Here is a 15,371-nt window from a genome sequence, read left to right as displayed (position 1 = left end):
TAATCCATGTCTATTTTTGTACAGTAAAGGCCCGGCATGCCGGGCCTTTACTGTACAATTTAACTTTCAACCTTTAGTTATCGCATATGCAATTTTGATGTTTTATAGAGTAACCTTAGAAGAAAGAAGGCCAAATTTCCTATGATGCGACTTGCCCGAAAACACTTGGACTGGTGGGCAGTAGCCCTTGCTGTTGGGTTTATGATTATACAAGTTGCCTGTGACCTTTCCTTACCGACGTTGACTTCGGACATCATCGATAAAGGGATCGCCAACAACGATATCGGCTACATCTGGCGGACTGGTGGGCAAATGCTCCTCTTGAGTTTCATTGGGGTGTTAGGTGCTGCCGGGAACGTCTACTATGCGTCGACCCAGTCACAAAGAATGGGTCAACGAATCCGGACCGATTTATTTAAGAAAGTCACGTTTGCTTCCACTGAAGAGTTTGAAACGGTGGGGAACGCTTCCTTAATTACCCGGACGACCAACGACGTGGTGCAGATTCAAAACGTTATGGTTCAAATGTTACGGATGATGCTGATGGCACCAATCATGTTGGTTGGTGCGGGTGTACTGGCGTACGTCAAGAGTCCGCGGTTGACCATGGTCTTCCTCGTGGCCCTGCCAATCTTGGCATTTTTTACCGGCTTGATCATGTACTTTGCGGTGCCGCTGTTCAAGAGCCTGCAAAAGAAGATTGACCGCATTAACTTGGTTTTCCGTGAGGGTTTAACCGGGGTGCGGGTCATTCGGGCCTTTAACCAGGACCGATTTGAACAGGACCGCTTTGAAGGCGCCAACCAGGACTACACCAAGACTGGGATTAAGGTCTTCATGATTGTGTCCTTAATGTTCCCGGTCATCACCTTGATTGTCAGTGGGACCAACATTGGAATCGTTTGGTATGGGGGTCAATTGATTGGCCACCAAGCCATGGAAGTGGGTAACTTAGTTGCCTTCATGACATATGCGACCCAACTTTTAATTAGCTTCATGATGGTTTCCATGGTCTTCGTTTTCCTGCCTCGGGCACAAGCCTCTGCGGCACGGATCAACGAAGTCATGGATCTCAAGAGTAAGATCAACGATGCGGATCAACCACTTGAGTTGCACACCGATGCAGCCAGCTTGACCTTTGATCACGTGAGCTTCCGGTACACCGGCGCTGAAAAATTAGCGTTGACGGACGTGAACTTCACGGCAACGGCCGGTCAAACGGTGGCGATTATCGGGGGGACCGGTTCGGGTAAATCCACGCTGGTCAACCTGATTCCCCGGTTATTCGATCCCGAAAGTGGTCAAATTAAGCTGAACGGAACGGCATTGACGGCGATGAGCCAAAAAGCGCTACACGATGCCATTTCGATCACCCAACAAAAGGCTGTCCTGTTCTCTGGAACCGTACGGAGCAACATGCTCTTTGGGATGCCGGATGCCACGGATGACCAAATTTGGCACGCATTAGACGTCGCTCAAGCCAGCGACTTCATTAAAGAAGAAGGCGGCCTGGACGGTGTCGTTGAACAAAACGGGGATAACTTCTCCGGTGGTCAACGGCAACGGCTGGTAATTGCGCGGACCATTTTGAAGCGCGCCAGTGTCTACATTTTTGATGATTCCTTCTCCGCTTTGGACTTCAAGACGGATTCCCTGTTACGGCAGGACTTACGGAAGGATGAACAGGTTCAAAATGGGGTAACCGTTATCGTTGCCCAACGGGTCTCCACGGTTGCCGATGCCGATTTGATTTTGGTTATCGACGGTGGGAAGATCGTTGGTCAAGGGACCCACGACGAGCTGAAAGAAAGTAACGAAACTTATCAAGAAATTCTCGATTCACAACTGCGGAAGGGGGATACCGTCGATGCGTAATGGACGTGGTGCCGCAACCAAACAGCGGCCACAAAAATTCTGGGGAACGACGATCCGGTTGTTCCGCTACATGAAAGCCTGGATCCCCGGTATCCTCGTCGTCTTGGTCTTCGCCATCGTTTCGGTAGTCTTGCAAATCAAGACGCCCAAGATTTTAGGTGAAGCCACGACGGAATTATTTAAAGGGGTGATGAAGGGAACGGCCGAACTGAAGGCTGGAATCCCGATTCACAACTTACCCGTTGACTTTGGCAAAATCGGCCACATTCTGCTGGTCGTTGGGATCATGTATGCCGGTGCCGCTGTATTTGGCATCGTGCAACAACTGATCATGAGTTGGATCTCCCAGAAGGTCGTTTACCGATTGCGGCGCGACCTGAAGGAAAAGATGCAACGCCTGCCAATCAGTTACTACGATACCCATAGCAATGGGGACTTGATGTCCCGGATGGCTAACGATATGGATAACATCGGTGGGACGCTGCAACAGACGCTGTCCCAAATGGTGACCAGTGTTTTGACGTTCTTCGGTGTGCTCTACATGATGCTGACCATCAGTGGCTGGCTGACGTTGGTTGCCCTGGTGTCCGTGCCACTGAGTATCTTAGTGGTCGGTATCGTGGCGCCAAAGTCACAACGCTTCTTTGCTAGCCAACAGAAAAACTTGGGACTCTTAAACAACACGGTTGAAGAAACGTACGCCGGCCATACCGTGGTCAAGACGTTTAACCGTGAAGGGGCCACCCAAGAAGAATTCGAAGAACACAACCGGAAGTATTACCAATCGGCTTGGAAGGCGCAATTTGTGTCTAGCCTGATTTTCCCGCTGATGAACTTTGTGAAGAACTTGGATTACCTGGCTGTCGCCGTTATCGGTGGGATTCAGGTCGCCAACGGGACGGTTAGCTTGGGGAACGTGCAGGCCTTCCTGCAATACACCAACCAATTCTCCCAACCCATCACGCAGATGGCTAACCTGACCAACACCATTCAGGCCACGATTGCCTCTGCCGAACGGATTTTCTCCGTGCTGGACGAAGACGACATGACCGACACAGAGACGGCCAAATTGCCAGAGCAAACGGCTAATGAAGGCAACGTCATTGAATTTGATAATGTGGCCTTCAAATACGTGCCAGACAACCCCCTGATTGAGGACTTCAATCTGAAGGTCAAAGCGGGTGAAATGGTTGCCATCGTGGGGCCAACCGGTGCCGGGAAGACGACCATCATTAACTTGTTGGAACGCTTCTACGACGTCGATGCTGGTCAAATCAAGTATCGTGGGCAAGACACGCACGCCGTTGGGCGGACGGACTTGCGCCGGCACTTTGCGATGGTGCTCCAGGATACCTGGCTGTTTACCGGAACGATTTTTGATAATATCAAATACGGTCGGGAAGATGCGACCGAAGAGGATGTCTACTCGGCTGCTAAGGCGGCGCACGCGGACACCTTCATTCGGCAGCTGCCTGACGGTTACGACACGATTTTGAACGAAGCTGCTACCAACATTTCTCAAGGACAACGGCAATTGTTGACGATTGCCCGGGCCTTTGTGGCTGATCCAGACGTCTTGATCTTGGATGAAGCCACGAGTTCGGTTGATACCCGGACAGAAATGTTGATTCAACACGCGATGAAGCGGTTGTTGGCTGGGCGGACCAGCTTCGTGGTTGCTCACCGGTTGTCTACGATTCAAAATGCCGAAAACATTGTGGTCATGAACCATGGGCACATTGTGGAAACTGGGAATCACGACAGTTTGCTGGCGGCGGACGGTTTTTACGCCGACCTCTACAACAGTCAATTCACCGGCAACGACTTGGCTTAGGGCTTGTCGTTTAGTTCGCCTCCGGGCTGGTGAAAACTGGGCCGTGACGCTGTGGTCGCACGTCCGAAGCCTGAGAAGCGGTCTTCGGACTTACTTTGAGCCGAAGAACACGTCTCAAAGATAGCAGTTGCCTAAGCGGTAAACCGCTTAGGCAACTCCCACGGCTGAGCCCATTTTCACCAGCCCTGCGGCTAACACACGTTCAACCCGTAAGCCCGAGTGGTTGTGTTCATTTGCTGCTTGCTCGGTGGGTGTTAGGCTTGTTTTGGATTTCTAAATAAAATTATTCGTGCTCTGCCCAATTTGGGTGGGGCACTTTTTTGAGGATGGGACCTGGTTGCATTCGTTCCCGGCACCTTGGCTCGCCTCTGGTCACTGCCACGACCGGCCCAGTTTTCCCAGCCCTGCGGCTGACACACGTTTAACCCGTAAGCCCGAGTGGCTGCGTTCATTTGCTGCTTGCTCGGTGGGTGTTAGGTTTGTTTGGAATTTCTAAATAAAATTATTAGTGCTCTGCCTGATTTTGGGTGGGGCACTTTTTATTTTGTGGCAGGCACAGGGTGCGTTCATGCAATGCTAGCGCAAGTCTTAACCGAATCTTGGATTGCCAAGGCGAAAGCCAAACGGGTACAATGGGGCTAGTAGAGAAGAGAGAGGTGCGGTCCATGACGTATACGCAAACGAAGGCGGCCCTGCAGCGGCTGGTTCAGGAGAAAGTGGTGCCGGGGGTCAGCTTTGCGCTGATTGACGGCGACCGGGTGGAAACGGGGCAGTACGGGCAAGCCGCGCTGGTACCCGCTCCCGAGCCCCTGCGGCCGGGCATGCTGTACGACGTGGCTTCGTTGACCAAAGTGGTCGGCACCCTGAGCGTAGTTTTACAACTGTTGGCGGAGGGCCGGCTGCGTTTGGCAGACCGGGTCAGCGACTATCTCCCCGAGTGGCCGGACACGCGGGTCACGATTCAACACCTGTTGACGCACACCTCGGGCATCACCGGTTATATTCCCAACCGAAATCAATTAGCCGCGCCTGAGCTAACGGCCGGATTGTTGGGGTTGCACGTCGGTCCAACTTTTGACCGGAAAATGGTATACGCCGACGTCAACTACATTTTCCTGGGCTGGATCGTTGAAAAAATTCTCGGGGACCCAATCCAAGTGGTCGCGCAACGCCGCGTGTTGACGCCCTTAGGCATGGTCCACAGTACGTTTACGCCGGCGAATCCGCTGGCCTGCATTCCCACGGCCCAAACGGTGGGGCGGGGACTCGTGCGCGGCGAGGTTCACGACCCCAAGGGTTACGTGCTACAGCGGCGGTGTGGGTCGGCCGGGTTATTCAGTACGGTGGATGATTTGGCCCGGTTCTGTCAGGCCTATTTTCAGCCGGAAAAAGTAGCGGCGGTCTTGCCACCACTACTGGTTAACCATTTAGCCCATGACCTGACACCCAACGGTCATGCCGGCCGCTCCTTGGGCTGGGCACTGACCGTAACGCAGTGCCCGACACCGCACCGCGTGATTTGGCACTCGGGCTTCACGGGGACGTACTTGGTCATCGACCAGGCCGCCAAACAGGCGATGGTTTTCCTGACGAATCGGGTCCATCCGGTGGCGCCAAACGAACCGTACTTGGATCAACGCAACGCCGTGATTGGCACGTATTTGGCGGAGAAGAGCCGCTACGTCGCCCACGATTTTAGTCATTAGCGTGAATTTTTTTCGAAGAAAATAGCGTGCCACTAACATCCGCATTAGATGTCAGTGGCACGCTTTATTTAGTCAGTTAGAAAGTTGCGGGAATGGGTAAGGCTTCCTGTTGGCTGAAGTCAGCGTCCGGATATTTCCGGTGCAGCGCTGCGACCAGCAGGTGTTTAGCGATGTCACCGTTCCGGGTCAGAATCGGGCCGTGGAAGTAGGAGCAATAAACGTTCTTGTAAATCGCGCCTTCCGTGCCGTCCTCACCGTTATTACCCTTACCGGAGACGACGTTGCCCAGTGGGCGTTCGTCCTTTCCCAGGTAGGTTAACCCTTGGTGGTTTTCAAAACCGTGGTAGGTCTCGCCAGTTTCCTGGTTCTTGATGACGATGTTGCCGATGAAGCGGTTGTGGTCCTGAGCCAACGTGTAGTGGTCCAGCGCCCCGATACCGGGCAGCTTTTCGCCGTCAGCCCCGATGTAGTAGTGGCCGAGCAGTTGGAACCCGCCACAGATGGCCAACAGGGGACCGTCTGATTCGATAAATTTCGTCAGCTCAGCCTTTTTCGTTTGGATATCTTGCGAAACGATGGTCTGCTCAAAGTCTTGGCCACCGCCGAAGAAGGCGAGGTCGTAATCGGCTGATTTGAAATCTTCTTCCAAACTAACGACCTTAACGTTTAAGCTAACGTCCATTTGTTTGGCATAGTAGTTCAACGCCAGAATATTCCCGACGTCACCGTAAGTGTTCATCAGGTCGCCGTACAGGTGGGCGACGTTTAGTTCGTAGCTCATAGTCCGAGTCCCTCCTTGACGTAGCCTTTATCGGCCAAAATCTTGCGCATTTGCAGCATGGCGGTGTAGGTTGCCAGCACGTAGACGCGGTCGGTCGAGACCTTCTTGATCTCCTCAACCACCTTTTCCAAATTTGGCTCCACGATGTGCCGGTCGTCGGGAATCCCCGCGACCTTCAGGCGGAACGTGATGTCCTTGTAGCGCTCACCACCGGTAATCACCGTCGGAATGTCGCGGTCGGCGAGCTGTTCAAAGTCGCCATCCCAGATCCAACTGGTGTCGATGCCATCGGCGTAGTTGGCGTTTAGCAGGCCCACCAGTGAGAATGGGTGGGTGTCGGTGCCAATCATGTGGAGCACTTGGTCCAGCCCAACGGGGTTCTTGACCAGAATAATCGTGACCCGTTTGCCATCGACGTCGATGACTTCTTGGCGGCCGAAGACCTGTTGGTTAGCGTTGAACGCGTTGCTGATTTGAATGGGGGTAACGCCCATGAAGCGGCCCACAGCATAGGCAGCCAGCGCGTTGTAGATGTTATAGGTCCCACCGACTTGAATCTTGAAGGGGTGACCGTCGATTTCAAATTTAGATGAGGTCGGCGTTTGCTCCCCCAACTTGGTCAGGCGGTAGGTCAGCTCTGGCCGGGAGAACCCACAGTTCGGGCAGAAATACTTGCCTTGGTTACTGTAGGTCAGGGAATGGTAGTGCAAGATGTGCTCACAGTTGGGGCACAGCACGCCATCCGTGTTGGGCTTAGCCTTCATGTCCGTGTCGGGCTGGTCATCGAAACCGTAATATTCAATCGGGTTCGGTAATTCCTTGGAATGAAAAATGGGGGAATCGCCGTTGGCAATAATCGTGGCATTCGGTGCCAGTGCCACCCCATCCAAAATCTTTTGGTAGGTGGTGTAAATTTCACCGTAGCGGTCCATTTGGTCCCGGAAAATATTGGTGAAGACAAAGGCTTTAGGCTCAATATATTGTGTGACCTTGATGACGTTCGCCTCGTCAACTTCCAGCACGGCTAAGGGCCGGCCAGTCTTGGGGTTCTTGGCGTTTAAGAAGGTCGTGACGATTCCTTGTTCCATGTTGGACCCGGTGGGGTTCGTCAGGATAGCGGGATATTTTTCGTGCAAAACGGAGACGGTCAACGCCGTCGTTAAGGTCTTCCCGTTGGTTCCCGTGATGACAATGACGTCATACTTGGCCCCTAACGTTCGTAAAATGTTGGGGTCGAGCTTTAACGTAATTTTACCGGGGAGGGAACTTCCCCCGTGTAGAAACGTGTGGAGAAACCAGTAAGAGGATTTCCCCGCGAAGGTGGCAACGCCGCTTCTGAATGACATGCAATTCGCTCCTTAATCGCGACAAGATTTTTTTAATGTCGGTTTCCTGAATATTCAAGCCTTAATTTTAGCATTTTTTAGGCGTTTAGGGGAGTCCAACGCCCCATCTTTCCCAAAACGCAAGGAACACTGGGGTTTTGGCGCTCTGTTTTCTGCTGGCTTAGTGATTGGGATTGCGGATGAGTTGCCACCTGCGGCTTCCAGGGCTCCGCCTGCTGTGGGGCCGGTTTCCGCCGAAGGGCGGGCTCCCACCTCAACTTTAAGCCCTGCTGAGAAGCGCAGGTCTCAAAGGTTGTCCCATTCTGTAAGCCGGCAAGAAACGCCGACAAACAGAATCGACACAGCCGTCTCCGCCCTGGCTTCCTCTGGCTCTAGGTTGCGGGTCGACTGCTAAGTTAGTGGGGAAGCGGTCAACCCCAGTGTTAGTTGCGCTAGTCACATTCTGGTATGACTTTGCGTGTGACACTAGAATGTGAGGGAGTAACCTTACGCAAATTTGCGACGTAAATTTAAACAGCGTGTCGCCCCGAGCGGATAGTTTAATTCGTGGTCAGTCTTAGTGACCAGAGGCGGATCAAAGCGGACAGCTGTGTCGGTGGTCTTGGTTGGGGGGCTTTCCCAACCTAGACCACGGGACGACCTTTGAGACCGGTCTGGGGGCTCAAAGTCGAGCTGGAAGACCGCTTCACAGGCTGGAACCGGCCCCACAGCAGGGCGCTTTGAATCCGTCGCCGGGAACGGTAAACGACAAAAGGTTGGAACGTCCCCTAGAAAATAAACTAGCGTTAGCCGGAGGGATGATGGAAATGGGCCCAGCCGTGGGAATCCCCTTAGCGGTGGGCTTTACCGGTTAGGGGATTGGTGTCTTTGAGACGTGGGCTTTGGCTCAAAGCATCCCAGAGACCGCTCTTTGGCTCTGGGTGTCCGCCCACCGCGTTCCGGTCCCATTTTCATCATCCCGGAGGCGACAACAACGACTGTTTAATTTTCTACGGGAATCGGCTATAATAGATAGAAACTGTCAAAAAGGTGGGAGTAACGTGGCGCAGCTATTTTTTCGGTACGGCGCAATGAATAGCGGGAAGACCATTGAAATCTTAAAGGTCGCCCATAACTATGAGGAACAAGGCAAGCGGGTCATCATTATGACCAGTGGTTTGGACACGCGTGACGGGGTGGGCCAAGTTGCTAGCCGCATTGGGCTCAAGCGCACGGCGCACCCAATTTACAAGGACATGAACCTGTATGACGAGATTCAACGGCTGGATGCCCAGGCGGACTGCGTGCTGATTGACGAGGCCCAGTTCATGACCAAGGACCACGTGTTCCAATTGGCCAAGGTCGTTGACGAGCTGCACATTCCCGTGATGACGTTTGGACTGAAAAATGATTTCCGCAACGAACTGTTTGAGGGTTCTAAGTACCTCTTGCTGTACGCGGACAAGATTGAGGAAATGAAGACCATCTGCTGGTTCTGTACCAAGAAGGCCATCATGAACTTGCGGTTCCACGACAACAAACCGGTCTACGAGGGCGAACAGGTCCAGATTGGCGGCAACGAGGCCTATTACCCCGTTTGCCGGCGCCACTACTTTAATCCGCCGTTGGATCAGATTGGGAAGTCTCGGCCAAAGTAGCGACCGGGTCGGCACTAACCCGTTACAGTGGCCGCTACCTATGGTACACTGTAAGTTCTGGTCGAGATGTGACCGGTAACTAATTTAAAACGAAATGGTGTTGGCTGAAGTGTGTTACGCATGATATAGGTAAGGCAACAACTACTTTCCGTGTTGAACAGCTCAGTAGCACCAATTAAACGCGCACGCTAATTTGAAACGAGGTTAATATCGAATGGATGAAATGTTTGACAAGCTCCAAGCCGTGGCCGACCGCTACGACGAGCTGAACGAATTGATCAGTGACCCGGAAGTCATTGCCGATACGCAAAAATTTATGAAGCTTTCCAAAGAAGAAGGGGAACTGCGGGAGACGGTGGACAAGTACCACCAATACCAAGACGTGACCCAACAAATCGCCGATGACGATGAAATGTTACGCGAAAAGCTCGACGACGACATGGATGCCATGGTCAAGGATGAATTGAAGGACCTGACCACGCAAAAGGAACAGCTGGAAGACGACATCAAAGTCTTACTGTTGCCTAAGGACCCTAACGATGACAAAAACATCATCATGGAAATCCATGGGGCCGCTGGTGGGGACGAAGCCAGTTTATTTGCCGCGGACCTTTTCAGCATGTACTCCAAGTACGCCGAACGCCAGGGCTGGAAGATTGAAATCGTTGATGAGAACGCCACCGAAGTTGGTGGGTTCAAAGAAATCGTGTTGATGATCACCGGTGATAAGGTTTACTCCAAACTGAAGTATGAAAACGGTGCGCACCGAGTTCAACGGGTACCCGCCACGGAATCCGCTGGCCGGGTTCACACCAGTACCGCTACGGTTGGGGTTATGCCTGAAGAAGAAGACGTGGACATCGATATTGACCCGAAGGATATTCGGACCGACGTGTACCGGTCATCTGGTGCCGGTGGCCAACATATTAACAAGACTTCTTCCGCCGTGCGGATGACCCACTTGCCAACCGGTATCGTGGTTGCCATGCAAGACGAACGGTCACAGCAACAAAACCGGGCCAAGGCCATGACCATCTTACGGGCCCGGGTCTACGATTACTACAAGACGCAAGAAGAAGACGCCTACAACGCCGAACGGAAGTCAGCCGTGGGGACCGGGGATCGTTCTGAACGTATCCGGACCTACAACTACCCGCAAAACCGGGTAACTGATCACCGTATCGGCTTGACGTTAAACAAGTTAGACCGCGTGATGAACGGGGAATTGGACGACATCATTGATGCCTTGATTCTGTCCGATCAGGCTGCCAAGCTTGAAAACTTAAAGAATAATGGCTAAAACGACCACCATTTTGATGGCGTTACGGGCTGCCAAGCAACAGTTAGCGGCGGCCGGCCAAGCGACCAGCGTTGCCCAGTATTTACTACAAGAGGGGCAAGGCTGGTCCTTTACCGAACTGGTTCAACACTACCGTGAACCGGCCACCCCAGCCTTTCTGACGACTTATCGGGCGCAGGTGGACCGTGTGTGTGCGGGTGAGCCGGCCCAGTACGTGCTAGGCCACGCGCCGTTCTTTGGCCGAGAGTTTCAGGTGACTGCGGCCACGCTGATTCCCCGCCAGGAGACGGAGGAGCTGGTCGAATGGATCTTAGCATCCGTGACGACACCCATTAGTCTGTTAGATGTGGGTACGGGAAGCGGCGCCATTGCGGTGTCACTAAAGGCCGAGCAGCCCGACTGGACCGTGACGGCGACGGACATTTCCGCCGCGGCGGTCGACGTCGCCCGGGCCAATGCACAAGCGCTGGCGGCCCCCGTAACGTTTGCGGTGGGCGACCTGTTGGCGCCAGTCAGTGGGCAACGGTTTGACGTCATCGTGTCAAACCCGCCCTACATCGACCACACGGAATTACCAGAGATGGATGAATCCGTGAAACGCTTTGAACCCCAAGGGGCATTATTTGCGGCGGACCACGGTTTGGCCTTTTACCGGCGATTTGCGGCTAGCATTGGGGATTTTCTAGTGCCCCACGGCCAGTTCTTCGCTGAAATTGGCTATCAACAGGGGCCAGCCGTCAAAGCAATCTTTGCGGCGGCCTACCCGCAAGCCAGGGTAACCATTAAGGCGGACATCAACGGTCACGACCGGATGGTGCGCGTGCAATTGTGAATTTAGGATGGGAGCGTAGAAATCAGTATGGAAACAAAGATTTTTCAACCAAACGAAATTGATGAGGCCGCGGCCGCAATTCGGGCAGGGCAACTAGTGGCCTTTCCCACGGAAACCGTCTATGGCCTAGGCGCCGATGCCACCAATGAGGCAGCGGTTAAGCAGGTGTACATCGCCAAGGGGCGTCCCAGTGATAACCCCCTGATCGTGCATGTGACCGGTGAAGATACGGTCAAAAAATATGCCGAACCACTGTCAGATAAGGCTGAAGCGCTGATCAAGGCCTTTTGGCCCGGTCCACTGACGCTGATTTTTAAGCTGCAACCGGGGGCCCTGTCCAAGGCCGTCACGGGTGGCTTGAATACGGCCGCCTTTCGGAACCCCGCCAACCAGGTCACACTAAACCTGATCAAGTCCGCCGGCGTGCCGTTGGTAGGACCCTCTGCCAACACGTCAGGCAAGCCCAGTCCAACGTTAGCTAAGCACGTCTACCATGACCTGAACGGCAAGATTGCCGGCATCCTCGACGATGGCCCAACCAAAGTTGGGGTTGAATCGACCGTGCTGGACATGTCCACGGACATCCCAACTATTTTGCGGCCGGGTGGCGTGACCGAGGAACAGTTGGAAGCCGTCATCGGCACGGTGCAATCCAACCATCACAAGGTCGGCAGGGGTGAGATTCCCAAGGCGCCAGGGATGAAGTACAAGCACTACGCGCCAAACGCCCAGGTCACCATCGTGGATGACGAAGCCGATTGGCCGGCCGCTTTAGCCTGGGCCGCACAACAGACCGGCACGATTGGGGTCATGGCGCTCGACCACACGTTGGCCAACGAAACGTTGCCAGCCAACACCGAGGCCTTCTCATTGGGCGCCGACATGGCTAGTGCCAGCCACCGCTTGTTTGCGGGACTGCGGCACTATGATTTGGAATCACCCGTGACCGGCATCTTGGCCCAAGGCTTCGCGGCTGAAGGGCTAGGTGCGGCCTACATGAACCGGTTGAACAAGTCAGCTGGACAACAACACTTTGAAAAATAAATTTTGATTAATGACTTGGCTCGAGACGCGATGAACGTTTCGAGCCTTTTTTGTGCCATTTTTTAGTTAGTTGGGCGGCTAGCAAAACCAGGAGCGCGCAGTTGTTTCCTGAGTGGGAAGAGCTTACGCTGATGATTGGGGCGTTGCGGATGAACGAAGTCGTTAGTCGGGTCACGTACGTCAGCCGGCGAAACGCCGCGTTATAAAATAATAAATAGTGCGAAGTAGTCCCGCTGGCGGTCAAAGTTTGGTAGAATAAAAACAATTACAGTTCAGGAGGGAACGCCATTGAATTTTAAAGAAAAAGATCCAGAATTATGGGGCGCCATTGCGAAGGAAGAGAAACGTCAAGAAGATACCATTGAGTTGATTGCTTCCGAAAACATCGTGAGTGAAGCCGTCCGGACGGCGCAAGGCTCCGTGTTGACCAACAAGTATGCCGAAGGGTATCCGGGCAAGCGCTACTACGGTGGCACGCAGTACATCGATGTGGTCGAGCAATTAGCCATTGACCGCGCGAAGAAGTTGTTTAATGCCGAATACGCGAACGTGCAACCCCATTCTGGTTCCCAGGCCAACCAAGCCGTCTATGCGGCCTTCTTAAAGCCTGGCGACACCATTCTGGGGATGGGCCTGGATGCCGGGGGCCACTTGACTCACGGCGCCAAGGTCAACTTCTCTGGAAAGATTTACAATGCCTACAGTTATGCCCTCAATCCAGAGACCGAACTCCTGGACTATGATATGATTCGCGACCTGGCTAAAAAGGTTAAGCCACAGATGATCGTGGCCGGGGCCTCAGCCTACTCCCGGATCATTGACTGGAACGCCTTCCGTGAAATTGCGGATGAAGTCGGCGCTTACTTGATGGTCGACATGGCCCACATTGCCGGGTTAGTCGCCGCTGGCCTGCACCCAAGTCCCGTGGGTATTGCCGATGTGGTCACGACCACGACGCACAAGACCTTACGAGGCCCTCGTGGGGGACTGATCTTGTCCCAAGCCGAAAACGCTAAACGCATCAATTCCGCCGTCTTCCCTGGAACTCAGGGTGGCCCGCTGGAACACGTGATTGCTGGGAAGGCTGCGGCGTTCTTTGAAGACCTCCAACCAGACTTTACCGATTATGGCAAGCAGATTATCGAAAATGCCCATGCCATGGCCGATGAGTTCAGCAAGGCCCCAACCGTCCGCGTCGTTTCTGGGGGCACGGACAATCATTTGATGACCCTGGACCTCTCAGCAACCACGCTGAACGGGAAGCAAGCCCAAGAATTGTTGGATAGCGTCATGATCACCACCAACAAGGAAGCCATTCCTAACGAAAAACTCAGTCCATTCAAGACTTCTGGCATTCGGTTAGGGACACCGGCCGTGACGACCCGTGGGTTTAACGCCGACGAATGCCGTGAGGTGGCCCGTTTAATCGTGCAAACAGTCCTACACCCAAACGATGAAGCCGGCCTGCAGGATGTGCGCGAAAAGGTTCATGCTTTGACCAGTGCCCACCCGTTATCAGTTTTAGACTAAAAAAATTGCAATAAAAACGTTTTCATTGCAAATTAGGCGTTTTGGTAGCGGAAATCCATGGTACAATTGTAAGAAATCATAAAGGAGCGCTCATTCATGGGGAAGTTTCAAGTACTTGACCACCCGTTGATTCAACACAAACTGACGATTATCCGGAACAAAGACTGCGGTACCCGCAGCTTTCGGGAGGTTGTCAACGAAATCTCGACCTTAATGGCGTACGAAGTGTCACGCGACATGCCATTGAAGGATAAAGAAATCGAGACACCAATGGGCAAGATGACTGCCAAGGAACTTTCAGGAAAGAAAGTTGCCATTGTTCCAATCTTACGTGCCGGTATCGGTATGGTTGATGGGATTTTGGAATTGATTCCAGCTGCTAAGGTTGGTCACATCGGGATGTACCGTGACGAAGAGACTCTGCAGCCTCATGAATATTTCTTCAAGATGCCATCCGACATTAATCAACGGCAAATCTTTATCGTTGATCCAATGTTGGCAACTGGTGGCTCAGCTATGATGGCAATTGAAGCTTTGGAAAAGCGTGGCGCCGATCCTAAGAACATGAAGTTTGTGTGCTTAGTTTCCGCACCAGAAGGGGTCAAAGTCTTACGTGAAGCTCACCCAGACGTTGATATTTATGCTGCAGCGTTGGATGATCACCTGAACGAAGATGGCTATATTGTCCCAGGTCTCGGCGATGCCGGTGACCGCCTGTTTGGAACGAAGTAAACGTCAAAGAGATTCGGCCTTTTGGTCGAGTCTCTTATTTATTTGAAAGAGTGCAGAACGAGCCGCTTAGACGCTGAGCATTAACGTAGCTAAGGGAATAACCCCGGGCTTGGGTTATTTTCTTAGCTGGGTTAAGCGCAGGCGTCTGGCTCGTGGCGCACGTTTCAAAGGCCGCCAGGGTCGAAAGAGCTGATTCGAGAGACTGAGTCAGAGCACCAAGAGAATAATAATTAAAGGTCCCGGGTCGTTGTCGTTAGGGTGTTAAGCGGAACCAGTTGCCCTGTGGCGCGCGTTTCAGAGACCGCCAGAGCCGAGGATAGTAGACGCGGAGAATCAGTCTAATGTTCTAAAGATGTTGTAAGTGAAGTATCCGGGGTTATTTTCTTAGCTGGGTTAAGCGCAGGCGTCTGGCTCGTGGCAACACGCCGTTGTTCACTGAGAAATTAGCAATATCCTGAGATCACCCCAAATAGGTTAAACCCTTCCCACCCAAAATGGCCCTTAGAACGCCACTAAGCGACTTTACCCGTAACGCCTACCATTATGGAAGAAACTGGTTAAAAGCGTCAGTTAAGCCCCACAACTGCTCTGGACACAATGTCCATCAGCTTGTGAAGGCTCAGCGGCAAGCTGAGCCTTCATATATGGTAGAACGGTGATAAAATTGTTTGTTTGGTGCGTCATTTAACGACTAGGTCCAGTCGGGTCGTCGAGGCGACCGATTGGTAAATAGTTGTGGGAGAAAAATGGTCTA

11 protein-coding genes are annotated in these 15,371 nt (G+C 52.9%); 9 read left to right on the top strand and 2 right to left on the bottom strand.

The features are described from left to right. Positions 1–141 precede the first annotated feature (141 nt). The 3 genes from EKM84_RS12500 (at position 142) to EKM84_RS12490 (ending at position 5,415) form a co-directional block, all read left to right on the top strand. Positions 142–1,875 (top strand): ABC transporter ATP-binding protein, encoded by a 1,734-nt coding sequence (locus EKM84_RS12500; protein ID WP_125766054.1) that lies wholly within the window; start codon positions 142–144, stop codon positions 1,873–1,875. Continuing rightward, positions 1,868–3,709, top strand: coding sequence for an ABC transporter ATP-binding protein (locus EKM84_RS12495; RefSeq protein WP_125766053.1), 1,842 nt, complete (start codon positions 1,868–1,870; stop codon positions 3,707–3,709). The genes EKM84_RS12500 and EKM84_RS12495 overlap by 8 nt, the downstream gene beginning before the upstream one ends. Positions 3,710–4,374: 665 nt before the next feature. Beyond that, positions 4,375–5,415, top strand: coding sequence for a serine hydrolase domain-containing protein (locus EKM84_RS12490; protein ID WP_125766052.1), 1,041 nt, complete (start codon positions 4,375–4,377; stop codon positions 5,413–5,415). A 76-nt stretch (positions 5,416–5,491) separates the two neighbouring features. Here EKM84_RS12490 and EKM84_RS12485 read toward each other — a convergent pair whose 3' ends face one another. Further along, positions 5,492–6,196 (bottom strand): type 1 glutamine amidotransferase, encoded by a 705-nt coding sequence (locus EKM84_RS12485; protein WP_125766051.1) that lies wholly within the window; start codon positions 6,194–6,196, stop codon positions 5,492–5,494. After that, positions 6,193–7,542 (bottom strand): Mur ligase family protein, encoded by a 1,350-nt coding sequence (locus EKM84_RS12480; protein ID WP_125766050.1) that lies wholly within the window; start codon positions 7,540–7,542, stop codon positions 6,193–6,195. Before EKM84_RS12480 ends, EKM84_RS12485 begins: the two co-directional genes overlap by 4 nt. Positions 7,543–8,582: 1,040 nt before the next feature. On the opposite strand from EKM84_RS12480, the gene EKM84_RS12475 reads away from it, so the two are divergent. From EKM84_RS12475 to upp, 6 genes are all read left to right on the top strand, one after another. Continuing rightward, entirely contained in the window at positions 8,583–9,179 is a 597-nt protein-coding gene (locus EKM84_RS12475) for a thymidine kinase (protein ID WP_125766049.1), read from the top strand. Between the two features lie 214 nt (positions 9,180–9,393). Beyond that, complete coding sequence (gene prfA, locus EKM84_RS12470) at positions 9,394–10,479, top strand: peptide chain release factor 1 (protein WP_125766048.1); 1,086 nt, start codon at positions 9,394–9,396, stop codon at positions 10,477–10,479. Then, complete coding sequence (prmC, locus tag EKM84_RS12465) at positions 10,472–11,311, top strand: peptide chain release factor N(5)-glutamine methyltransferase (protein ID WP_125766047.1); 840 nt, start codon at positions 10,472–10,474, stop codon at positions 11,309–11,311. Before prfA ends, prmC begins: the two co-directional genes overlap by 8 nt. A 27-nt stretch (positions 11,312–11,338) precedes the next feature. After that, positions 11,339–12,355 (top strand): L-threonylcarbamoyladenylate synthase, encoded by a 1,017-nt coding sequence (locus EKM84_RS12460; RefSeq protein ID WP_125766046.1) that lies wholly within the window; start codon positions 11,339–11,341, stop codon positions 12,353–12,355. A gap of 288 nt (positions 12,356–12,643) precedes the next feature. Beyond that, the gene (gene glyA, locus EKM84_RS12455; protein WP_125766045.1) at positions 12,644–13,885 is read left to right on the top strand and encodes a serine hydroxymethyltransferase; all 1,242 of its coding nucleotides are present in this window, start codon (positions 12,644–12,646) and stop codon (positions 13,883–13,885) included. 96 nt (positions 13,886–13,981) lie between these two features. Continuing rightward, positions 13,982–14,617 carry a uracil phosphoribosyltransferase gene (upp, locus tag EKM84_RS12450; RefSeq protein ID WP_125766044.1) on the top strand — a complete coding sequence of 212 codons (636 nt, stop codon included), beginning with the start codon at positions 13,982–13,984 and terminating at the stop codon, positions 14,615–14,617. The last annotated feature ends 754 nt before the right edge of the window (positions 14,618–15,371 follow it).

This window comes from Levilactobacillus mulengensis, assembly GCF_003946045.1.
Taxonomy (GTDB): Bacteria; Bacillota; Bacilli; order Lactobacillales; family Lactobacillaceae; genus Levilactobacillus; species Levilactobacillus mulengensis.
This window is presented reverse-complemented; position numbering and strand designations above follow the sequence as displayed.